Annotated in this window: 15 protein-coding genes; 14 read left to right on the top strand and 1 reads right to left on the bottom strand. The window is 58.3% G+C overall.

Features of this window, described 5'->3' with window-relative positions; translation table 11 throughout:
- Nucleotides 1–88: 88 nt before the first annotated feature.
- From lhgO to AC13CY_RS06715, 4 genes are all read left to right on the top strand, one after another.
- On the top strand, nt 89–1282 hold the full coding sequence (lhgO, locus tag AC13CY_RS06730; protein ID WP_062362461.1) for an L-2-hydroxyglutarate oxidase: 1194 nt from the start codon (nt 89–91) through the stop codon (nt 1280–1282).
- 132 nt (nt 1283–1414) lie between these two features.
- Entirely contained in the window at nt 1415–2374 is a 960-nt protein-coding gene (locus AC13CY_RS06725) for a TAXI family TRAP transporter solute-binding subunit (protein ID WP_483052396.1), read from the top strand.
- A gap of 19 nt (nt 2375–2393) precedes the next feature.
- Entirely contained in the window at nt 2394–2888 is a 495-nt protein-coding gene (locus tag AC13CY_RS06720) for a DUF1850 domain-containing protein (RefSeq protein WP_483052395.1), read from the top strand.
- Between the two features lie 104 nt (nt 2889–2992).
- Complete coding sequence (locus AC13CY_RS06715) at nt 2993–5005, top strand: TRAP transporter permease (RefSeq protein ID WP_058578274.1); 2013 nt, start codon at nt 2993–2995, stop codon at nt 5003–5005.
- A gap of 80 nt (nt 5006–5085) precedes the next feature.
- Here AC13CY_RS06715 and AC13CY_RS06710 read toward each other — a convergent pair whose 3' ends face one another.
- Nucleotides 5086–7614 (bottom strand): penicillin-binding protein 1A, encoded by a 2529-nt coding sequence (locus AC13CY_RS06710; protein ID WP_089675478.1) that lies wholly within the window; start codon nt 7612–7614, stop codon nt 5086–5088.
- Nucleotides 7615–7807: 193 nt separating this feature from the next.
- Here AC13CY_RS06710 and pilM point away from each other — a divergent pair, with 193 nt between their 5' ends.
- The 10 genes from pilM (at nt 7808) to AC13CY_RS06660 (ending at nt 22725) form a co-directional block, all read left to right on the top strand.
- The gene (gene pilM / locus AC13CY_RS06705; protein WP_335589572.1) at nt 7808–8869 is read left to right on the top strand and encodes a type IV pilus assembly protein PilM; all 1062 of its coding nucleotides are present in this window, start codon (nt 7808–7810) and stop codon (nt 8867–8869) included.
- Complete coding sequence (locus AC13CY_RS06700; protein ID WP_062372320.1) at nt 8866–9435, top strand: PilN domain-containing protein; 570 nt, start codon at nt 8866–8868, stop codon at nt 9433–9435. The genes pilM and AC13CY_RS06700 overlap by 4 nt, the downstream gene beginning before the upstream one ends.
- Nucleotides 9432–10079, top strand: a complete 648-nt coding sequence (locus AC13CY_RS06695; RefSeq protein WP_089675481.1) for a type IV pilus inner membrane component PilO — start codon at nt 9432–9434, stop codon at nt 10077–10079. The genes AC13CY_RS06700 and AC13CY_RS06695 overlap by 4 nt, the downstream gene beginning before the upstream one ends.
- Nucleotides 10076–10594, top strand: coding sequence for a pilus assembly protein PilP (locus AC13CY_RS06690; RefSeq protein ID WP_089675482.1), 519 nt, complete (start codon nt 10076–10078; stop codon nt 10592–10594). Before AC13CY_RS06695 ends, AC13CY_RS06690 begins: the two co-directional genes overlap by 4 nt.
- A gap of 60 nt (nt 10595–10654) precedes the next feature.
- On the top strand, nt 10655–12700 hold the full coding sequence (locus AC13CY_RS06685; RefSeq protein ID WP_062372328.1) for a type IV pilus secretin PilQ: 2046 nt from the start codon (nt 10655–10657) through the stop codon (nt 12698–12700).
- Nucleotides 12700–13266 (top strand): shikimate kinase AroK, encoded by a 567-nt coding sequence (aroK, locus tag AC13CY_RS06680; protein WP_062372331.1) that lies wholly within the window; start codon nt 12700–12702, stop codon nt 13264–13266. Before AC13CY_RS06685 ends, aroK begins: the two co-directional genes overlap by 1 nt.
- Nucleotides 13263–14366, top strand: a complete 1104-nt coding sequence (gene aroB / locus AC13CY_RS06675) for a 3-dehydroquinate synthase (protein WP_287836680.1) — start codon at nt 13263–13265, stop codon at nt 14364–14366. The genes aroK and aroB overlap by 4 nt, the downstream gene beginning before the upstream one ends.
- Before the next feature lie 455 nt (nt 14367–14821).
- Nucleotides 14822–19264 carry a glutamate synthase large subunit gene (gene gltB / locus AC13CY_RS06670; RefSeq protein WP_172515473.1) on the top strand — a complete coding sequence of 1481 codons (4443 nt, stop codon included), beginning with the start codon at nt 14822–14824 and terminating at the stop codon, nt 19262–19264.
- A gap of 32 nt (nt 19265–19296) precedes the next feature.
- Complete coding sequence (locus AC13CY_RS06665; RefSeq protein ID WP_062362444.1) at nt 19297–20715, top strand: FAD-dependent oxidoreductase; 1419 nt, start codon at nt 19297–19299, stop codon at nt 20713–20715.
- A gap of 354 nt (nt 20716–21069) precedes the next feature.
- Entirely contained in the window at nt 21070–22725 is a 1656-nt protein-coding gene (locus AC13CY_RS06660) for a CTP synthase (RefSeq protein ID WP_044628869.1), read from the top strand.
- The last annotated feature ends 1 nt before the right edge of the window (nt 22726 follow it).

Raw genomic sequence — 22726 nt, 5'->3', positions numbered from 1 at the left:
CTTAGACCAATGTAGGGGTATGGCGGTCAACGTAGAATAACGGCTATTATCAATAAATTTTGAAAATTTGGCACAGGTAACGACATTTATGTGGGATTTCATTATTGTCGGCGGCGGCATACTGGGTTTTTCCACCGCCATGCAGCTGCAACAGGCCTACCCGGACAAACGCTTGCTGGTGTTGGAAAAGGAAGCAGGCCCCGCTCAGCATCAAACCGGCCATAACAGCGGCGTGATTCATGCCGGGGTGTATTACACGCCGGGAAGCCTGAAAGCGAAGTTTTGCCTGGAGGGTAACCGTGCGACCCGCGAGTTCTGTGACCAGCATGGCGTGCGTTACGACATCTGCGGCAAGCTGCTGGTGGCCACCAACCCGCTGGAAAAGCAGCGTATGCAAGCGCTCTGGGAGCGCACGGCGGCCAACGGTCTGGAGCGGGAGTGGCTGGAGGCTGCGGCGCTCAAGGAGCGAGAGCCCAACATTACCGGTGTGGCGGGCATTTTCGTGCCTTCCAGCGGCATCGTGAACTATGCCGAAGTCACCCAGGCGATGGCCGCCGAGTTCACCCGGCTGGGCGGCGAGATTCGCTTCGAGCACTGCGTGACGGGCCTTGACGAGCGGGCCGATGAGGTCGTGGTGACCACCGAGCATGAGACCTTCACCAGCCGCTACCTGGTCTCCTGCTCGGGGTTGATGGCCGACAGGGTGATCCGCATGCTGGGCAAGGACCCCGGCTTCACGATTTGCCCCTTCCGTGGCGAATACTACCTGCTTCCCGAGCGCCACAACCGCATCGTCAACCACCTGATCTACCCGATTCCCGACCCTGCCATGCCTTTTTTGGGTGTTCACCTGACCCGCATGATCGACGGGACGGTCACCGTTGGGCCCAATGCGGTGCTGGCGCTCAAGCGCGAAGGGTATCGCAAGCAGGACATGTCGCTACGCGATATGGGGCAGATGTTCAGCCACCCAGGCATCCTGAAAGTGCTGGGCAAGCATCTCAAGCCTGGGCTGGTGGAAATGAAAAACTCGCTCTACAAGCGCGGCTATCTGGAGCTGGTCCGCAAGTACTGCCCGAGCCTGACCCTGGAGGATTTGACCCCTTACCCGGCGGGCGTACGCGCTCAGGCGGTCTCCAACGATGGTCGGCTGGTGGATGACTTCCTGTTCGTGAATACTCCGCGCACGGTCAACGTGGGCAATGCGCCATCGCCTGCGGCGACCTCGGCGCTGCCCATTGGTGCGCATATCGTGGAGCAGGTGAAAACGTTGTTGGATTAGTATCTAACGCGACTGCCGTGCTAACGTTTAAATACCGTTCTCGGCGCCGCTGACGGCGGCGAGAAACTGGCTCCTTACCTCCCTTTACGTCAACCATAATCAATAAGTCCAAGCAGGACGGAGGCAATTCCAATGAAAAAACTAAAATATACCGTTGCAGCGACCATGATGGCGGCTGCTCTGCCCGCCAGCGCGCAGCAGCTCTCCATCGCGACCGGCGGTACCGGCGGCGTTTACTACCCGATCGGTGGTGGCTTTGCCGAAATGATCAACAACCATATCGATGGTGCTCAGGCGACCGCCGAAGTGACCGGCGCTTCCGTCGAGAACATGGGGCTGATCATGCGCGGTGATGCCGATCTGGCCTTGGTGCTGGCCGATACCGCTTATCAGGCCTATACCGGTACGGGTGATTTTGAAGGTCGTCAGATCGAGAATACCCGCGCACTGGCCTCGGTCTACCCGAACGCGGTGCAGCTCGTGACGCTGGCCGAGTCGGACATTCACAGCATTGCGGATCTGGCTGGCAAACGCGTTTCCGTGGGTGCGCCAGGTAGCGGCACCGAGCTGAACGCGCGTGCTCTGCTGGAAGCCAACGGCGTCAGCTACAGCGACTTCACTCCCCAGCGGCTGAACTTCAACGAAACCGCCGATGCCATCCGTGATGGCGATATCGACGCCGGTTTCTGGAGCGTTGGCCCGCCCACTAGCTCGATTCTCAACCTTGCTGCCACGCGCGATATTCGCCTGATCGGCCTGTCCGATGAAGAGATTGCCAACGCTCAGGAAGTGGAGGCGGTGTTTGCGCCTTATGAACTGGCCGCGGGTATGTACGACGGCATGGACGAGGCGGTACAGACCATCGGTATCCCTAACGTGCTGGTCGTCAACGCCGATATGGATGAAGAGCTGGCCTACCAACTGACCCAACTGCTGTTTGAAAACACCGATGAGCTGATCGCGGTTCACCCGGCCGCCAATGACACCACTGTTGAGTTCACCATGAACTCTACGCCGGTGCCGCTGCATCCGGGCGCGCTTCGCTACTTTGAAGAAGTTGGTGCTGAGATTCCGGACCGTCTGCGTCCGTAATTGATCAAGGAGCACAGCCATGCAGTGGCAACGACGACTGATGGCGCTCTTGTTGATGAGTGGTTTGTACGCCGAAGCGGGGGTTACCCCCGCTTCGGCGGCTGCGTCTATGCGCTTAACGGTCGTGACCGATCAGGGCGACACGCTCGTAGATGCAGCCGCGCCGCAGGGCAGCCGCTGGTGCATCCAGTGGCAGCACTCTGTCGAGCACTTTACGGTGTTGGACTGTTACCGTAACGCGGGTGGCATCATGCAGCTAGAGCGTAGCCACCAGCCGGATTTTGCCGCTGGGCTTGGGCATATTTACGGGCGTGGTGAGCAGGTATCCGACGGTGAGGGCGGGTACTGGATCAATACGATTAACGAGCCGGTGGCGAATAATCGCTACGTGCTACGGGTCGGCTCGACGGCCGTCAATCACCGTGTCATGTGGCCGGATGGCGAGCATCCCACCGTGAGCCTGAGTGAGCGAGCGGCTGGCCAACGCGTCACGATAGCCTTGTCATTGCGTTGAGTGTCGTTAGTCAAACACCTCATAAGTGCGCCGATCGATGTCGCTTTTCATAAAAATTAAGTGGGTGTTAATCCCCTAAGTTAGCTTATGCTTCCGAGGACTTTATGAACGAATCCACGCCACCGCCGACTGTGATGCCGGGCGGCAATGCGATTCAACCCCGCTTCGTTTTATGGTGTATCACCATCGTGGCGGTGGGACTGTCGTTATTCCAACTCTATTCGGCGGGTATCCAGCCGTTGGGCTTGTTTTACCAGCGCAGTATTCACTTGGCGCTGATTATGCTGCTGGCGTTTTTAATGTTCCCCGCCTTTGGGCCCAACCGTAAACGCGGTGTGTTGGGGTGGGGGATTGATCTGATCTTTTTTGCCGGGGCGCTGATCACTGGCGGCTATTTAGTCTTAAACCTGGATGCGATATTCAGCCGCGCCGGGTTCTGGAACGAGACCGATATACTCGTCGCTTGCATTGCCACGGTGACCGTGCTGGAAGCCAGCCGCCGTGCAGTGGGCTTCGGTATGACGGTGATTGGCTTGCTCGCTATCGTTTATGCGTTTGCCGGCCCCCGTGGGGAGCTTCCCTGGCTGGGCGAGTGGATGCCCGGCATCATGGAGCACCGTGGCTATAGCCTTGACCGCGTAGCGGGCCAGCTTTACTTGGGCCAAGAAGGCATCTTCGGCCTGCCGCTGGGAGTTGCCGCTACCTATATCTTCATTTTTGTGCTCTTCGGTGCTTTTTTGGAAAGCACGGGTGCCGGTAAGTTTTTCATCGATATGGCTTACGCCGCTACTGGACGCCAGCGCGGCGGTCCGGCCAAAGCGGCCGTTCTGGCCTCGGCGGGTATGGGGTCGATTTCGGGCAGCGCCATTGCCAATGTGGTCACCACCGGCGCGTTTACCATTCCGCTGATGAAGAAACTGGGCTACCAGCCGAAGCAGGCGGGGGGCATCGAAGCCGCCGCTTCCACCGGCGGGCAAATCATGCCGCCGCTGATGGGCGCAGGCGCCTTCTTGATTGCCGAATATACCAATACGCCTTACTTAGAGATCGTCAAAATCAGCATTCTGCCGGCGATCATGTACTTTGCCACGGTCTATCTGTTCGTCCACATCATTGCCTTGAAACAAGGCATGCAGGGCATGGCCAAGAGCGAGCTGCCCCAAATGCGCCAAGTCATGAAAGATGGCTGGCACTTCCTGCTGCCGCTGGCGGTGTTGGTATGGCTGCTGGCCATGAGCATGTCGCCCATGCGCGTGGGGTATTACGCAGTCATCACCATGGTGGCGGTGGCCGTCTTGCGCTATGCGTTATGGTACTTCTTCGTGGCACCCAAACAGGGGCAGCCGGTCACGGTCGAGCGCACGAAAGTGGTCGTGTGGGCAGGGCTCGTGAAGCTGGTCCAGGGATTAGAGTTGGGCGCGCGCAATGCCGTGGCGGTCTCCATGGCTTGCGCTGTCGCCGGTATCATCGTTGGCGTGGTCGGTTTGACTGGTCTGGGTCTGAAGTTCTCCTCCATGATGCTGGCGTTCTCCGGTGGCAACCTGGTGCTGGCACTGCTGTTGGTGCTGTTGGCGAGCCTAATTTTGGGGATGGGGTTACCGGTCACTGCCAGCTACATCGTTCTGATCGTGCTGGTGGGCCCGGCGCTGACCGCCGAGTTCGGTGTGCCGCTGTTGATCGCTCACTTGGTGGTTTTTTGGTACTCCCAGGACTCTAACGTGACGCCGCCCATCGCCTTGGCAGGCTTTGCTGGGGCGGCGATTGCGGGCAGTAAACCTATGGAGACGGGCTTCCAAGCGTGGAAGTTTGCCAAAGGCCTCTATTTGATTCCGCTGTTTATGGTGTTCAATCCGGAGATCATCATTGGCGGGCCGGTACTCGTGGTGGTATGGAATGCAGTCATCGCGCTACTGGCGCTATGTGCATTCGCGGCCTCGCTAGAAGGCTACCTGTTCACGCGTATGTCTTGGCTGCCTCGTTTGGCCATTGGTGGTGCCATCGTCGGTGTGTTCTATCCAAGCTTGTGGACGGAGGTGGCCGGAGTCACGGTCATGGTCGTAGCCATCGCCGCTAACTGGCAGGCGAGCAAACGGGAGACAACGCCGGTGGCTGGTTGATTTTGCCCAGAAGAAAAGCAGCACCAAAAAAGCCCGGGAACATTCGTTCCCGGGCTTTACGTTTTAGCGTCGGTTCGTATTTAGAAAATTGACTCTGCCGTGCCAGACCCTTGCGAGCCGCTGGCTTCCTCGAGCTCTTGGCTAATGCGCCGAGGCTGGAAATCCGGTAGATGGTCTCTGTGGAACAGCTCGGTCATGCCGCCCGGTTGGTCATCGTGTAAACGACGGCCTGTCTCCTGGTCCACCCGTGCGGTGACGATGGTGTCGGGACGCTGTGGCAGCGCAGAGGGCGTACCTTCCAGCGCATCACCCATGAAGTCGATCCAGATCGGCAGTGCTGCATTCGCGCCGTACTCGGCAATGGTGTCGTTGCTGTCTTTACCGACCCACACCGTTGTCACGAGATTGCTGTTGAAACCGGCAAACCAAGCGTCCCGCTGGCTGTTGGTCGTCCCGGTTTTACCGACGATATCCTCACGATTAAGACTCAGCGCTGCCCGGCCCGTGCCCGATGTGATGACGTCGCGCAGCATGTCACGCAGGATGTACACCGCGGCGGCGTCGGCAACGCGGGGCGCCACTGGGTAGCTTTTGCCATCAATCTCGACGGTCTCCTGGCCTTCGGCACAGTTAACGCAGGCGACTTGGGGAGTGGCTTCATCGATGATCTCGTTGTCATCGTCACGGGTAACGCGCTCAATAAACCAAGGGGCGACTTGGAAGCCACCATTGGCGATCACCGCGTAGGCGTTGGTCATCTCCATCGGCGTAAGGCTGGCGCTGCCTAGTGCCAGTGACAGGCCACGGGGCAGGCGCTCAGGTGCAAAACCGAAGCCTTCTAGGTACTGAATAGTGTGGTCCAACCCCATGGTTTGCAGCACGCGGATAGTGACCAAGTTACGCGAACGCGCGAGCGCCGGGCGCAGGCGCATCGGCCCTTGGAAGTCGCGGCTGGAGTTCACCGGACGCCACAGCGAATCGCTGCCGTCGTCTAGCACCACTGGGGCGTCATTGACCACGCTGGCCGCATTCATCTCGCCATCTTGCAGCGCGGCGAGGTAGATAAACGGTTTGAAGATCGATCCTGACTGGCGCTGTGCCTGTACAGCGCGGTTGAATTTACTGGCGTTAAAATCAAACCCGCCCTGTAACGCTAGGATGGCGCCAGTGCGTGGGTCCTGGGCTACCAGCGAGCCTTCTGCATCGGGGCGCTGGGAGAGGCGCAGTGTGCCTTCGTCGGTTTCCATTACGCGAATCAGGTCGCCACGCTCAGCAATCTGGCTGGCGCTGCTGGGTTCGGCCCCTCGGCTGCGCGGGCTGAGGTAGGGGCGCGCCCAGCTCAAGCCGCTCCAGGCGATGGTGTGCAGCTCACCGCCGCGGGTGAGTACCTGCATTTCGCGGCCACTGCTTTCGACCACGATGGCTGGACGCAGCAGACCGTAGTTGGGCGTGCGCTCCAGTACTTGAAGCCAGTTGCTCACATCGCCATCTACGCCTTCGACTTCTGTTTGGCTACGTTGCGCTGCCTGACGAGCGGTTTGGCGGATCTCAGGCGACTCAGATAGCTCCTCTTCCAAACCCTGGGTAGTGGTCTGCTCTTGGGCTTCGACCAAGCTGGGCGCAATGTCCTCTTGCTCGGCACCCCGCCAGCCATGGCGTAGGTCGTACTCGATCAGGCCGTTGGCCAGTGCTTGGCGGGCAAACGGCTGCAGCTCGCTATCAATCGTAGTGTAAATACGGTAGCCGCCGGTGTAGGCGTCATCGCCAAAGCGCTCAATGGCATACTGGCGAGCCATCTCTGCCACATAGGCCGCGTCCACTTCGGCTTGGGTGTAATGGCGGCGAGCGGTGACCGGCTCTTGCACGGCATTTTGGTAGATATCGTTATCGATATAACCAAGCTCGCGCATACGGAACAGAATCCAGTTACGACGGATCAGCGAGCGCTCAGAGTTCGCCAGTGGGTTAAAGGCAGAAGGCGCTTTGGGTAGCCCAGCAATCATGGCGGTTTCGGCCAGGCTCAGCTCGGCAAGCGGCTTGTCATAGTAAGTCTCGGCGGCGGCAGCAATGCCGTAGGCGCGGTTACCCAGGAAGATTTTGTTGACGTAAAGCTCGAAAATCTCCTCTTTATCGAGGATCTGCTCCATCTGCAGGGCTAGCAGAATCTCGCGGATTTTGCGTGTGAAGGTCTGGTCCAGGGTCAGCATGTAGTTACGCGCGACCTGCATGGTAATGGTCGAGCCGCCCGACTGAATGGTGCCACCGCTCTGTACTAGCTCCACCGCCGCCCGTGCTAGACCGCGAGGGTCGACGCCGGCATGGTCAAAATAGCTGGCATCTTCTGCCGCAATCAGCGCATTAATCATATCCTGGGGGATCTCGTCGAAGTCGATCGCCATGCGGCGCTCTTCGCCGAATTCGCCAATCAGTTTGCCGTCGTTGGTGAAAATACGCAGCGGTGTGTGCAGTTCAAAATCTTGCAGTTGGCGAACGTCGGGCAGTCCCGGCGAGAAGTAGATAGCGGCACCAATCACCGCCAGTATGACCGCGCCTGAGAGCGCAACAACCAGCGAAAATAGTGACAACACAAGAGTTCGTAAAAACGTCATGAACAGTGGGTACCCGTGAAAAGAGGAGTAGCCAGGGCAGTATTAACGCCATGGCGCGCAAGTGGCTGCCATTATAGGAAGGGGAGGCAGCGGCCACCAGTGTTGATATGGCGTAGAGGCATTGGCGTGTGCCTTAACTAAAAATCATGTAACCTCGAAACTCGCACGATAGGCAGGCGGAGCCGGAGTCAGCATGCGCTTACTAAAACCCAGTAAAGGGTTGATTGGTGTCGATATTACCTCGGCCACCGTCAAGCTACTTGAACTTAAACAGTGCAACGACAACTACCAAGTTGAGAGCTACGCTGTGCGCCCGCTTCGCGAAGGCGCGGTAGTCGAGCGCCGTATTCGTGACATGAACGATGTCGCCAATGTGCTTAGTCGCGCCGTTGAGCATGCCAAACCCTCGACGCGCAAAGCCGCCGTGGCCGTTCCGGCCAGCGCCGCGATTACCAAAACGCTCCAGTTTCCCATTTCGCTTAGCGAAGATGAAATAGAGGAGCGCATCATTGCTGAGTCTGACCGGCATATTCCGTTTCCGTTCAGCGAGGTAGCGTTCGATTTCCATTGCCTAGGCCCCGCGCCCTTTGATGAAGAGCAGCAGCAGGTGATTTTGGTGGTGTGCCGCCAGCAGGGTGTCTCACAACTCACAGAAACCTTAGAGCGCGCAGGTCTTGAGCCTGCGGCGGTGGATGTGGAAACCTTCGCTATGGAGCGCTCGCTGGCCGAGCTACGCCGTCAGCTCAGCGTAGAGAACGACCCCAACGCCTGCGTAGGGCTAGTGGATATTGGTGAGAACATGAACGCCTTCCACGTGGTGCGTGGAGGTCACATCGTATACAGCCGGGACACGGTGTTTGGCGGTCGCCAGCTCACCGACGCGATTCGCGACCATTACTCTTTGAGTAACGAAGAGGCCGGCTTTGCCAAAAAGTACGGCGGCCTACCGGATGACTATCACGAGAAAGTGCTGAATCCGTTTTTGGAAACCGTGGTACAGCAAGTAGGTCGCTCGCTGCAGCTTTATTACACCGCTGCTCGCCAGCATGAGGTGCAACACATTGTATTAGCGGGAGGTTCAAGCGTTATTCCCGGCCTTGCCGAACGTATTTCAGAAGATAGCGGTATGTCGGTGACGATTGCCAACCCGTTCCAACGTATGCGTGTGAATAAACGCCTTAATATTGAAGGCCTAACCAATGATGCACCGGCCATGCTCACCGCTGGTGGTTTGGCGATGAGGGTTGGACTGTGAGCATTAATATCAACCTACTTCCCTGGCGGGAAGCACGCCGTGAAAAGCGTACACGCCGATTTTATGGGGTAGTCGTGATGATGTTCTTAGCGGGTATTGGTTTAGGGCTGGGTGTCTTGCAAGTTTATCAGCAGCAGTTATCGGCTCAGCAGCAGCGCAATGCGTATATCACGAACCACATTGAGCGCTTGAATAACGAAATCGCCGATGTGCAGCGCTATCAAGCAACCGCAGCCCGGTTAGGTGAGCAACTAACGCTGTTTCAAACCCTGCAAGCCGAGCGGATAGGCACTGTACAGTTGTTCAATAATATTGCTGCCAGCGTGGTGGATGGCGTGGTGTATCAGCGCCTCTCCCGCAGTGGTGAACAGGTTAGCTTTTCTGCCATGGCGGGCAGCGAGCGGCAGGTATCGGATCAACTGCGCCAAATCGCCAGTATGCCAGGGTTTGGGGTGCCACAACTCTCTGAGGTAGCCAGTGGCGATGATGGTACCAGCCGAGTGTTCCAGTTTGACGTGGTACAGTCTGTCGTAGAAGAAGCCGCCGCTGAGGAGGAAGCGCCATGATCTGGGGGCGTGAACGCTGGCGGAGTGAGTGGCGGCAGCTGCAAGATGTAGATTGGCAGGGGCTGGATGTAAAAGAGGCGGGAGAGTGGCCTGCGCTATTAAAAGCGCTATGTGGGGTGCTGGCCTTTGTCATTGCCGTTGGCGCATTAAGTTGGTGGCTGGTGGGCGAAAAGCGCGCCGAGCTAGAAGCGGCGCAGCGTCAAGAGATGCGCCTGCTGAGTGAGTACCGCAGTAAAGTCTCTGAGGCGGCATTTTTGCCCGAGGTACGCGACCAACTAATGGTCTTAGAGGAGCAAATGGCCACTATGCGTGCCATGCTGCCCACCAGTGCCGAGATTCCTTCACTGCTGGATAGTATTAGCGATGCGGCGGTGAACAATAACCTAAGTATCGAAACGATTCGTCTTCGGCCCATCGTGCGTAACGCCCATTATGTGGAGCACCCTTTGGATATTCAGGTGCGTGGCGGCTATCACGAGCTGGCGCAATTCGTGGCCGATATTAGCCAGCTTGCGCGTATTGTGACCCAGCACGATTTAACCCTAGCCCCTGCCGGGCAGAGTGGTGACTCGCTGCGCATGTCGCTGCTGGCACGCACCTATAGCTATATAGAAGCAGTGGAAGGGAAGGAGCCCGCCCCATGAAGCGTCTACTTAGCATTGGAGCGGTGGTTCTGTTAGCGGGCTGTGGCGATGCCAACCTGAGCCAGTTAGATACCGTGATGGAAGAGATTCGTCGTACACCGGCAGGGCAGCCACCGGTGATTATACCGACGATTCCTGAGTATCAGCCGGTAGATTACCGTTACCGCGAGGTGCGAAGCCCCTTCTTAGCACCAGAAAGCATTCGTGCCAACGGCACGGTAGCAGTGATGGAGAGTGCACTCGCCCCGGATCAGCAGCGCACCCCCGAGCCGCTAGAGGAGTTTCAGCTGGAGGCGCTGCGTTTAGTTGGCACATTGCGCATGGGCGGGAAGCAGGTGGCGTTGATTAGCGCCCCTGATGGCAGCGTTTATAGTGTGCGTGAAGGCAACTATTTAGGCACTAACTACGGGCATATCACCGCGATTGGCCCGCAAGAAGTACGCATAACCGAACGTATTTTTAATCAGTTGCAGGGTTGGCAGGAGCGTCAGGCATCGCTCACCCTGAATGAGTAGGCTAAGCACATATCGCACGGCGCGCCCTATGTATTTTTACTTGTTATCGGATAACACGCTATGGTCGTCATGCTTCGTCTAATTACGCTGCCATTGTTAGCCCTGATGCCCACCTTTGCCCTGGGTTCAGTGCTAACGGACCTTGATGTGCGTTCAACCAGTGGCGGCGAGGTGGAGCTGGTATTGCAATTTAGCGGCGGCGTTGCCGAGCTTCGCGGCTATCGGCTGAATACTCCGCCGCGTCTAGCGCTAGATCTAGCCGATACCCAAAGCAGCTTGCCTCAGCGGCGTATTAACGTAGCCAGCGCAGGTGTGGAGCGTATTACCGCGTTGGAGGGCAATGGCCGTACACGGCTAGTGGTCGACCTGAGCGAGCCGCTGGACTACACCTCTCGCATAGAAGGGGATCAGCTGCGCATCACCCTAAGCCCTGAAAGTATTAGCGCTGCGAATGACAACTCGCCCGCAGGTATGAGTAGCGAGCTGGAAACTGCCCTAGGGCCGCAAGTAACGGATATCGACTTCCAGCGGGGGGCTGATGGGGCAGGGCGTTTGCTGGTCTCTTTTGATCGTGAAGGGGTAGTGACGCAAGTGCGGGAAGGGAGTGAGGGCCGCGTTATTGCTGAGCTTCGCGACGTAGATATTCCTGATTCCTTGAATCAAATTTACGATGTGACCGACTTTGCTACCCCCATTACTCGCATAACCCCCCGCACTGGCCAGCGGGAAACCCTGCTTGAGCTACAAACGAACGGCCCCTACGCGATGATTTCATCGCAAAGCGGGCGAACACTCACCGTGGAAGTACAGCCGGTGAGCCAAGCCTCTCAGCAGGACCGCGCGCAGCAGGGAGAAAGCTTCACCGGCGACCGTCTGAGCCTCAATTTCCAAGATATTGAGGTGCGAGCCGTGCTGGCGACGCTGGCTGAGTTTACCGGCTTGAACCTAGTCGCCAGTGATAGTGTTACTGGGCGAGTAACGCTCAACCTCAACGATGTGCCCTGGGACCAGGCGCTGGCGCTGATTTTGCAAAGCCAAGGGCTCTCTAGCCGTGAACAGGGCAATGTGATTGTAGTAGCGCCGGCCAGTGAGCTGGCCGAGATTGAGCGTCAAGAGATTGAGGCCCGTAGCCAGCAGCAAATCTTGGCGCCGTTGGTGACTGAGTTCATCGAGATAAAGTACGCACGGGCCGAAGATTTAGCACAGCTGTTGCGTGGTGGTGACGGTTTTGGGCTGCTCACTGAGCGTGGCCGCGTTAGCGTTGACCAGCGTACCAACACACTGCTCATTCAAGACACGGCCGAACAGGTGCGCGATATTATGCGGACGCTGGTCCGGCTGGATGTGGCGGTGCGTCAGGTACAGATCGAAGCGCGCATCGTGATTGCCCGTGATAGCGCTTCCCGAGAGTTGGGGGTGAACTGGGGCGTCTCCAGCACCCGAGGCTTCCTGGAAAACGAAGCCGGGCAGTTCGTGCCGCGCAACATCAATCCTGGCGGCCTCAACCGTGCCCAAGGTGGCCTGGCGGTGGACTTAGGCTCAACGGCAGCGGCTGATACGGGCTTCAGCTTTGGCTATCTCTCAGGGGATATTCTGCTCGACCTTGAGTTGCGCGCCCTGGAAAGCGAAGGCAAAAGCCAGACCATTTCGCAGCCTCGGGTGATTACCGCCAACCAGCGCACCGCAACGATCCGCCAAGGGGAGGAGCGGGCATTCCAGAGTGTCGATGCCCAGGGCAACCCCGATACCGAGTTCAAGGAGGCGGAGCTGTCGCTGGAGGTCACGCCGCAAATTACCCCAGATAACCGCATCATTATGGATTTGGTAATCAAGAACGACAGCTTCCGTGAGAGCGAGTTCGGCGGCGAGCCGCCCATTGATACCAACCAAATCGAGACCCAGGTGCTGGTCGATAATGGCCAGACGGTGGTGTTAGGCGGTATTTTGACCACTGAACAGCTGAGCCAAATAGCGAAAACACCGCTGCTGGGCGATCTTCCTATACTGGGCAGGCTGTTTCGCTATACCGAAGAGAGCAATGAAAAGGTAGAGTTATTAGTCTTTATCACTCCACGATTACTTGATGATGGTTTGGCGGTTCGCTGATGCAGGATTTACCCAATCTTTTCTTAATAGGCCCCATGGGGGCTGGTAAAAGCACGATAGGCCGCTTATTGGCGGGAGAACTATCGCGCCCGTTTTACGATAGCGATCACGCCATACAAGACCGCTGCGGTGCCGATATACCCTGGATTTTTGACGTGGAGGGTGAGCAAGGCTTTCGTCAGCGTGAAATTCAGATGATTGACGAGCTCACCCAGCTCACGGATGTCGTGGTCGCCACCGGCGGTGGCGCGGTGCTGCGAGAAGAGAACCGCCGAGCGCTGCGCGATCGCGGTACAGTGGTGTACTTGATGACCACTGTCGAGCAGCAGCTAAAACGCACCGCCAAAGATCGCAACCGCCCGTTGCTGCAGTGTGCGAATCGCGAACAGGTGCTCAACGATATGTTCGCCGCCCGTGATCCGCTCTACCGTGCTACTTCCGACATTACGGTACGTACGGATCGCCGTAGCCCCCGTGCCGTGGTAAATGAAATTTTACGCCGCGTGCATCGCCTGATTGATCCGTTAGAAACCGCCAGCGCCCCACATAAAAAGGTATCTCAATGACAGAGCCAGCCCATGACCGTACGCTAACCGTTGAACTGGATGAGCGCAGCTACCCCATCCATATTGGCGTTGGGCTATTAAATCGCTCAGACAGTTTTGTGCCCTATCTGGCCGGTAGCCAAGTCATGATCGTTACCAATGAAACCGTGGCGCCGCACTACTTAGACACGCTGCGTTCTAGCTTACCCGAGCATTTAGACGTGCGTGCCGTGGTGCTGCCAGATGGCGAGCAGTACAAAACCATCGAACAGGTAGGACGCATTTGGGATGCGCTGCTGGAAGCCGGCTTTAACCGCCGCTGCACACTCATTGCCCTTGGCGGCGGTGTGATTGGCGATATGGTGGGCTATGCCGCTGCTTCCTATCAGCGCGGGGTGGCCTTTATTCAAGTGCCCACCACGCTGCTTTCCCAGGTGGACTCCTCGGTGGGCGGCAAAACCGGTGTTAATCATCCGCTGGGTAAGAACATGATTGGCGCGTTTTGGCAGCCAAAAGCGGTAGTGGTGGATATTGCCACGCTGACCACGCTGCCTGCCCGAGAGCTTTCTGCAGGGCTTGCGGAAGTGGTGAAGTACGGTTTTATTCGCGATGCCGCCTTCCTCGCTTGGCTTGAGCAGAACATGACGGCGCTACGCCACGTTGAGCCAGCTGTGGTGGCAGAGGCCATTGCCAAGAGCTGCCAGATCAAAGCCGATATCGTGACGGAAGACGAAACCGAGCAGGGCGTTCGTGCGCTGTTGAACCTTGGCCACACGTTTGGCCACGCCATCGAGGCGCATCAAGGTTACGGCAACTGGCTGCACGGCGAAGCCGTAGGAGCCGGCATGGCGATGGCCGCCACGCTCTCCCACCAGTTGGGGTGGATCAGCGCTGATGCCTTAAAGCGCACGAAAGCGGTGATCGAAAGCGCGGGCCTTCCGCTGGTTGCGCCAACGGGCATGTCGTCGGATGACTTCTTGACACGAATGCGGCTGGATAAAAAGAACGTGGACGCGCGTCTGCGTCTGGTGCTACTGAACGACTTGGGCGATGCCTGCGTTAGCGATGCCACGCCTATCGAGACACTGAGACAGCTACTCGATGATTATCCGCGCGGCTAGGGGAATCACCCGTAAGCGCACCCGCTCAAAACCCGCCTCGAAACAGGCGGGTTTTGTTTGTCTAGAAAGCGTCGAAGTGGCTGCTGACTAGTGATATCCGTATGCCTTATGCGCTATCGGCATGGGGTTTTTAGTAAAAATTAGACTAAAGTCTAGTGCTCTGTATTGATCGTTGAAATACCGTTTCTTTGGCCTGCAAGCCGTTGAAGTATAACTATTTTTTTATTGAGCGGTAGTGCAACTACGGGATTTGGCGAGGGTTTTTGACGATTGGCGAGTGTCGAGCGATTGCGCTACGCGGTGGCAAATCGCTATGCTGAGCGACCTTTTTCTCGCAGCAGCGAATGCGGACAACACCCTATTTTGGGCGGGTAACAAGAGCCATAAAAAAAGAAAAGCCCGTGATTATACCATAAAAACGCTGCTTACAAAATACGCTGACTAGAGGCACGCCCATGAATAGAGGTCTTCACCAGCCAGGCGAGTTTCGCGATAACTGCGGCTTTGGCCTTATTGCCCACATGGAAGGGCAGGCCAGCCACGACTTGCTGAAAACGGCTATCGAATCACTGACTTGCATGACCCACCGTGGCGGCATCGCGGCAGATGGTAAAACCGGCGACGGTTGTGGCCTGCTGCTAAAGATGCCCGCACAGTTCATGCGTGCTGCTGCTAAAGAGTCGCTCGATGTAGAGCTGGGCGAGCGCTTCGCAGTGGGGTCGGTGTTTTTACCCAACGACGATGCGCGTGCCGCCAAAGCCAAAGAGACGCTGGTGGCTGAGTTAAGCGCACGCGGTTTGGACGTGCTGGGCTGGCGCGTAGTGCCCACGGACTCGAGTGTCTGCGGCCCCATGGCGCTGGACTGCCTGCCGCGTATCGAGCAGCTGTTCGTTGCCCCCGGCAGCAGCGACAATTTCGATGTCGATCTTTTCATGGGTCGCCGCTACGCCGAGCAGGCGCTGCGCAGCGACGAAGACTTTTACGTGGCATCGCTCTCCAGCGAAGTGGTCTCCTATAAAGGCCTGGTCATGCCGGAAGACCTGCCAGCCTTTTACAAGGACCTGAACGACCCGCGCCTGGAAACCGCCATTTGTGTTTTCCACCAGCGCTTCTCGACCAACACCGCACCGCGCTGGCCCCTGGCGCAGCCATTCCGCCTACTGGCACATAACGGTGAAATCAACACCATCGAAGCCAACCGCGGCTGGGCGAACTCGCGCAAGGCGAACTTCGTCAACGAGCGTCTGCCGGATATCGCTAAACTAGACGAAATCGTCAACACCACCGGCTCCGACTCCTCCAGTATGGATAACATGCTGGAAGTGCTGCTGACCGGCGGTATGGAGCTACACCGCGCTGTGCGCATGATGGTGCCGCCCGCCTGGCAAAACGTCGAGACCATGGGCGCCGAGCTACGCGCGTTCTACGAGTACAACTCCATGCACATGGAGCCGTGGGACGGCCCCGCAGGCGTGGTCATGACCGACGGTCGCCAAGCGGTCTGTATGCTGGACCGTAACGGCCTGCGCCCGGCGCGTTGGGTGATTACCAAGAACGGTTACATCACCCTGGCCTCTGAAATTGGTACCTACGGCTACAAGCCGGAAGATGTTGTTGCAAAAGGCCGCGTCGGCCCCGGCCAGATGCTGGCCGTCGATACCCAAACGGGCGAAGTGCTGCACACTCAGGACATCGATGACCGCCTGAAGTCCGCATACCCCTACAAGCGCTGGCTGAAACAGGAAGCGAACTACCTGGAGTCGGCGCTGACCGAACTGGCGCGATTCCAGACCATGGATACCGACGCGCTGAACGTGCAGCAGAAGATGTTCCAGGTAACGTTCGAAGAGCGCGACCAGGTGCTGCGCCCGCTAGCGGAGAGCGGCCAGGAGGCGGTGGGTTCCATGGGCGACGATACGCCGATGGCGGTGCTGTCGAGCCGCCCGCGTTTGCTGACCGACTACTTCCGGCAGAAGTTTGCCCAGGTGACTAACCCGCCGATCGACCCGCTGCGCGAAGCGATCGTGATGTCGTTGGAAACCTGCTGTGGCGCGGAGCTGAACGTCTTCAAGGCCACACCGGAACACGCCCATCGCTTGATTTTGACCACGCCGGTGCTCTCGCCGCGTAGATTCACCGCCCTGGTGAGCCAGGACGATCCGGCCTTTGCTAGCCATATGCTGCCGCTCGGGTACGATCCAGAGCAGACCAGCCTGCAGCAGGCGATTACCGCGCTTTGCCAAGAAGCCGAAGCGCAGGTAAAAGCGGGTAAAGTGATTCTGGTGCTAAGCGATGCGGAGCTGCCCAAAGGCCAACTGCCTATTCAGGCAGCGCTGGCCGTGGGTGCGGTGCACTCCCACCTGGGCCGCCTGGCGCTGCGCCCCAATGCCAACATCGTGGTCGAGACTGGCTACGCCCGCGATGCCCATCAGATGGCGGTACTGTTCGGGGTGGGCGCCACGGCGGTCTACCCGTGGCTGGCGTATCAGGTCATGGCGGATATGCACCGCACCGGAGAATTGACTGGCAACCCGGCAGACGCCCGCGAGAATTATCGTAAAGGCCTGCAGAAGGGACTCTTCAAGATCCTTTCTAAGATGGGCATTTCGACGCTGGCCTCCTACCGTGGCTCCATGCTGTTCGAGGCCGTCGGCCTGGCCGATGAAGTGATGGATACCTGTTTCGTGGGCATGGCGTCGCGTATTCAGGGCACCGGCTTTGCTGAGCTTCAGCTTCAGCAAGAACTGCTGGCCAAGGATGCATGGATTCCCCGCAAAGGGATCTCTCAAGGCGGTATGCTCAAGTACGTGCACGGCCACGAGTACCACGCCTACAACCCGGATGTGGTCAAGGCGCTGCAGGCGGCGGTGCAAGAGGGCAGCTACACCAAGTGGAAGAAATTTGCGCAGCTGGTGAACGAGCGCCCCGTGGCCACCATTCGTGACCTGCTGAAACTCAAGCCTGCGGCCACGCCGATTCCGCTGGAAGAGGTCGAGCCCATCGAAGCGTTGATTCCACGCTTCGACAGCGCAGGCATGTCGCTGGGCGCGCTGTCGCCCGAAGCGCACGAAGCGCTGGCGCAGGCCATGAACGAGGCGGGTGGTCGCTCCAACTCCGGTGAAGGTGGCGAAGACCCAGCCCGTTACGGCACCATTCGCAGCTCGAAGATCAAACAGATCGCCTCAGGTCGTTTCGGTGTTACGCCAGCTTACTTGGTCAATGCCGAAGTGCTGCAGATCAAAGTGGCCCAGGGTGCGAAGCCCGGTGAGGGCGGCCAGCTACCGGGCGGTAAGGTCAATCAGCTGATTGCCCGCTTGCGCTACTCGGTGCCCGGCGTCACGCTGATTTCGCCGCCGCCGCACCACGATATTTACTCCATCGAAGACTTGGCGCAGCTGATCTTTGACCTCAAGCAGGTCAACCCAGACGCGCAGGTCTCGGTGAAACTAGTCTCCGAGCCAGGGATCGGCACTATTGCGACCGGCGTCGCCAAAGCCTATGCGGATTTGATCACTGTGTCTGGCTACGATGGCGGCACGGCGGCAAGCCCGCTCACCTCCATCAAGCACGCCGGTTCCCCTTGGGAGCTGGGCCTGCCCGAGGTGCATCAAGCGCTGCGCATTAACGGCCTGCGGGACAAAATTCGTCTGCAAACCGATGGTGGTCTGAAGACCGGCCTCGACGTCGTCAAAGCGGCGATTCTGGGTGCTGAAAGCTTCGGTTTCGGCACCGCGCCGATGGTCGCGCTGGGCTGTAAATACCTGCGTATTTGCCACCTGAACAACTGCGCCACCGGTGTAGCGACCCAGGATGACTTCCTGCGTGGCGAGCACTTCCGCGGCACCGTGGATATGGTGAAAAACTACTTCCGCTTTATTGCCGAAGAAGTACGCGAGCTGATGGCCATGCTGGGCGTGCGTAAGCTCACCGACCTGATTGGCCGCACGGACCTGCTGGAAGTGCTGGAAGGCAATACGGCATCACAGAGTAAGCTGGACTTAATGCCGCTGCTGGCGAACGACTTCGTGCCTGCAGATGCGCCGCAGTTCTGTGAAGTGAGCCGTAACGTGCCCCACGACCCGGGTGCCAAAAACCAGGAAGTCTTGGCGGCGCTGAAAGAGGCCATTGAGTCTCAGTCTGGCGGCACGTTCGATTTTACCATCACCAACTGCGACCGCAGTGTCGGTGCGCTCACCTCCGGTGCCATTGCCAAGCGTTACGGTGAAGATGGCCTTGAGGCCGCACCGGTCACCGCGCGCTTTACCGGCGTGGCGGGCCAAAGCTTTGGCGTATGGAACGCTCGTGGCCTGAACCTCTACCTGGAAGGCGATGCCAACGACTACGTCGGTAAAGGCATGAACGGTGGCAGCATCGTCATCGTGCCGCCCAAGGTCAGCCAGTTCGAGAGCCACAAAACGGCCATTATCGGCAACACCTGCCTCTATGGGGCTACGGGTGGCACGCTGTTTGCTGCCGGTACCGCTGGCGAGCGCTTTGCGGTACGTAACTCCGGCGCCACGGCGGTGATCGAAGGCGCGGGTGACCACTGCTGTGAGTACATGACCGGTGGTTTGGTCTGCGTGCTGGGTGAAACCGGCGTTAACTTTGGGGCGGGCATGACGGGTGGCTTTGCCTACGTGCTCGATGAAGACCGGACCTTCGTGGACAAGTACAACCACGAGCTGGTCGAAATTCACCGGGTCAACACCGAAGCGATGGAAGCCTACCGTCGCCACCTGCGGGAAATGATCGAGGCCTACGTGGCCGCGACGGGTTCCGCACGCGGTGAGGCGATTCTGGAAGACTTTAGCGACTACGCGCGCCACTTCTGGCTAGTGAAGCCAAAAGCGGCCAGCCTGGGTAGTCTGCTGGATCAGTCTCGGCGTCAGCCGCAATAACCGTCAGCGCCTACGCTTCGAGGAGAAAGATCATGGCCAACCGTTTAAATAACGATTTTCAGTTTGTCGACGTGGGTCGTAAAGACCCACAGAAAAAACCGGCGCACACCCGAGCCAAAGAGTTCGCGGAAATTTACGAGCCGTTCAAGCCCACCGATGCGGCGAGCCAGGCGCACCGCTGCTTGCACTGCGGCAACCCCTACTGTGAGTGGAAGTGCCCGGTACACAACTACATTCCTAACTGGCTTCAGCTGGTGGTGGAAGGCAACATTATTGAAGCCGCCGAGCTGTCCCACAAAACCAACTCGCTGCCGGAAGTGTGTGGCCGCGTGTGCCCGCAAGACCGCCTATGTGAAGGCGATTGCACCCTGAACGATGGCTTTGGCGCGGTGACGATCGGCTCGGTGGAGAAATACATCACCGATACCGCCTTTGCCATGGGCTGGCGCCCTGATATGTCCAAAGTGGTGTGGACCGATAAGAAAGTCGCGATTGTTGGTGCAGGTCCTGCGGGCTTGGGCTGTGCCGATATTCTGGCGCGCAACGGCGTCAAGCCGGTGGTGTTCGATAAGTACCCCGAAATTGGCGGTCTGCTGACCTTTGGTATCCCTGAGTTCAAGCTGGAAAAGAACGTCATGGAGCGCCGCCGTGCGGTATTCGAGGAAATGGGCGTTGAGTTCCGTCTGAATACCGAAATCGGTACTGATGTCGAGTTCGAGACGCTGCTGCAGGAGTACGACGCGGTGTTCCTGGGCATGGGTACTTACAAGTACATGCAGGGTGGCTTCCCCGGTGAAGACCTGCCCGGTGTCTACAAAGCGCTGGATTTCCTAATTGCCAACGTCAACCGCCGCTTGGGCTTCGAGAAAGACCCGAACGACTTTATCTCCATGGAAGGCAAGCGCGTGGTGGTGCTGGGCGGTGGTGATACCGCGATGGACTGTAACCGCACCTCGATTCGTCAGCGCGCCGCCAGCGTGACCTGTGCCTACCGCCGCGATGAAGAGAACATGCCGGGCTCGCGCCGTGAAGTGGCTAACGCACGGGAAGAGGGCGTCGAGTTCTTGTTCAACCGCCAGCCGGTAGCGGTAGTGGGCGAAGATAAGGTCGAGGGTGTGAAGGTAGTCCGCACGCGCCTGGGCGAGCCGGATGAGAACGGCCGTCGTCGTCCTGAAGTGGTGCCGGGGTCTGAAGAGATCATTGCGGCCGATGCGGTCGTGGTGGCCTTTGGTTTCCAGGCAAGCCCGGCACCGTGGTTCGATAGCGCCAATATCGATGTCAACGAATGGGACCTAGTCAAAGCGCCTGAGCATGGTCAGTACGCCTTCCAAACTAGCAATGAGAAAATTTTTGCCGGTGGCGATATGGTGCGTGGCTCCGATCTCGTGGTCACCGCTATATATGAAGGGCGTCAGGCGGCCGAGGGCATTCTGGATTACCTAGGCGTGTAAAGTGTGTATGCCATGCCGAACAGCACCAGGGGTAGGTCGTAGCGAGGGTCTTTTGTCATGGATGACAAAAGTAGCGCCCAAGGATGGGTTCACAGCGCCCTCGCGCAGACCTACCTCTGGGGCAACTGTGCATCGGCATCCTTTAGCCCGATCAATTGGCCTCCCACTGTTTATGTACAGCCAGTAGCTAGTTATGTGTAGCCAATAGCTAGAGTGGGAGGCAGCTTTAGCTCGCGACCGAGGCTGGCGCTGTTTCACTTCAAATTGAGCCTTAAGGCGTACTCTGCTATTCTGTCGTCCCATCCTGGTGTGGCTTTCTGTTACGCCTTTTGATCACGTTTCGACAGGTTTTCCATGACACGATATATCTTCGTGACCGGCGGCGTTGTGTCCTCTCTTGGCAAGGGCATCGCGTCGGCCTCGCTGGCGGCGATTCTCGAGGCCCGCGGCCTTAAGGTCACCATGCTCAAGCTCGACCCGTACATCAACGTGGACCCGGGCACCATGAGTCCCTTCCAGCACGGCGAGGTGTTCGTCACCGAGGATGGCGCCGAGACGGACTTGGACTTAGGTCACTATGAGCGCTTTATTCGCACCAAAATGACCCAGGGCAACAACTTCACCACCGGCCGCGTGTACGAACATGTGCTACGCAAAGAGCGCCGGGGTGACTACCTGGGTGGCACTGTGCAGGTCATTCCGCACATCACTGATGAGATCAAGCAGCGCGTCTACGCTGGAGGCGAAGGCTTCGACGTGGCGCTGGTGGAGATCGGCGGGACGGTTGGCGATATCGAATCACTGCCGTTCCTGGAGTCCATTCGTCAGATTCGTAGCGAGCTGGGCGCAAGCCGCGCCATTTACATGCACCTCACCCTGGTGCCGTACATCAAGACCGCTGGCGAAACCAAAACCAAACCGACGCAGCACAGCGTAAAAGAGCTGCGCTCCATCGGCATCCAGCCGGATATTTTGATTTGCCGCAGCGAAGTGGAGCTTGAGGAGAGCGAGCGCCGCAAGATTGCGCTGTTCACCAATGTGGAAGAGCGTGCGGTAGTGCCGCTGCAAGACGCCGACACTATCTACCGCATTCCGCTAATGCTTCACGAGCACGGCCTGGACGATATCGTCTGCGACAAGCTGCGCTTAGAAGCTGAGCCTGCGGATCTGTCGGAGTGGGTCAAGGTACTCGATGCCAAGCTGAACCCGCTGAAGTCGGTCAGCATCGCCATGGTCGGCAAGTACATGGAGCTGCTGGATGCGTATAAGTCGCTGAACGAAGCGCTGATCCACGCAGGTATTCAGGGCCGCATCAAGGTCAACGTCGACTACATCGACTCTGAAGACATCGAGCGTCACGGCACCGAGCGCCTGGCAGGCAAAGACGCCATTCTGGTGCCCGGCGGTTTCGGCGAGCGCGGTGTGGAAGGCAAGATTCTGACCGCCCAGTTTGCCCGTGAAAACAACATCCCTTACCTGGGTATCTGTCTAGGCATGCAGGTAGCGGTGATCGAGTTCGCCCGCAACGTGGCTGGCTGGAAAGACGCCAACTCCACCGAGTTTACCCACGATACCAAGCACCCGGTGGTGGGGTTGATCACCGAGTGGATCAATGCCGAAGGCAAGATCGAGCTGCGCGACGCGGCCTCCGACCTGGGCGGCACCATGCGTTTGGGCGGCCAAGTGTGCCATCTGGCCGCTGGCAGCAAAGCCCGCGAAGCGTACGGTGCCGACGAAATCGTTGAGCGTCATCGCCACCGCTTCGAAGTCAACAACCAGTTCATTGATGAGCTGGAAGCTGCGGGCCTGGTGATTTCGGGCAAGAGCGTCGATCAGTCGCTGGTCGAAGTCGTCGAGCTGGCGGACCACCCTTGGTACGTGGCGTGTCAGTTCCACCCGGAATTTACTTCGACGCCTCGCGACGGTCATCCGCTCTTCTCGGGCTTCGTCAATGCCGCACTAGAACACAAAACGGCACGCACCCGTGCCCACGCCGCACCTCAGGAATAAA

It is taken from the genome of Vreelandella sp. L-15 (assembly GCF_056857635.1).
Note: the sequence above shows the minus strand (reverse complement) of the source record. Positions and strands in the feature narration are given on the sequence as shown.

Coding starts and splice junctions, on each gene's coding strand:
- lhgO (WP_062362461.1), top strand. CDS start 89: ATGTGGGATTTCATTATTGTCGGCGGCGGCATACTGGGTTTTTCCACC.
- AC13CY_RS06725 (WP_483052396.1), top strand. CDS start 1,415: ATGAAAAAACTAAAATATACCGTTGCAGCGACCATGATGGCGGCTGCT.
- AC13CY_RS06720 (WP_483052395.1), top strand. CDS start 2,394: ATGCAGTGGCAACGACGACTGATGGCGCTCTTGTTGATGAGTGGTTTG.
- AC13CY_RS06715 (WP_058578274.1), top strand. CDS start 2,993: ATGAACGAATCCACGCCACCGCCGACTGTGATGCCGGGCGGCAATGCG.
- AC13CY_RS06710 (WP_089675478.1), bottom strand. CDS start 7,614: ATGACGTTTTTACGAACTCTTGTGTTGTCACTATTTTCGCTGGTTGTT.
- pilM (WP_335589572.1), top strand. CDS start 7,808: ATGCGCTTACTAAAACCCAGTAAAGGGTTGATTGGTGTCGATATTACC.
- AC13CY_RS06695 (WP_089675481.1), top strand. CDS start 9,432: ATGATCTGGGGGCGTGAACGCTGGCGGAGTGAGTGGCGGCAGCTGCAA.
- AC13CY_RS06690 (WP_089675482.1), top strand. CDS start 10,076: ATGAAGCGTCTACTTAGCATTGGAGCGGTGGTTCTGTTAGCGGGCTGT.
- AC13CY_RS06685 (WP_062372328.1), top strand. CDS start 10,655: ATGGTCGTCATGCTTCGTCTAATTACGCTGCCATTGTTAGCCCTGATG.
- aroK (WP_062372331.1), top strand. CDS start 12,700: ATGCAGGATTTACCCAATCTTTTCTTAATAGGCCCCATGGGGGCTGGT.
- aroB (WP_287836680.1), top strand. CDS start 13,263: ATGACAGAGCCAGCCCATGACCGTACGCTAACCGTTGAACTGGATGAG.
- gltB (WP_172515473.1), top strand. CDS start 14,822: ATGAATAGAGGTCTTCACCAGCCAGGCGAGTTTCGCGATAACTGCGGC.
- AC13CY_RS06665 (WP_062362444.1), top strand. CDS start 19,297: ATGGCCAACCGTTTAAATAACGATTTTCAGTTTGTCGACGTGGGTCGT.
- AC13CY_RS06660 (WP_044628869.1), top strand. CDS start 21,070: ATGACACGATATATCTTCGTGACCGGCGGCGTTGTGTCCTCTCTTGGC.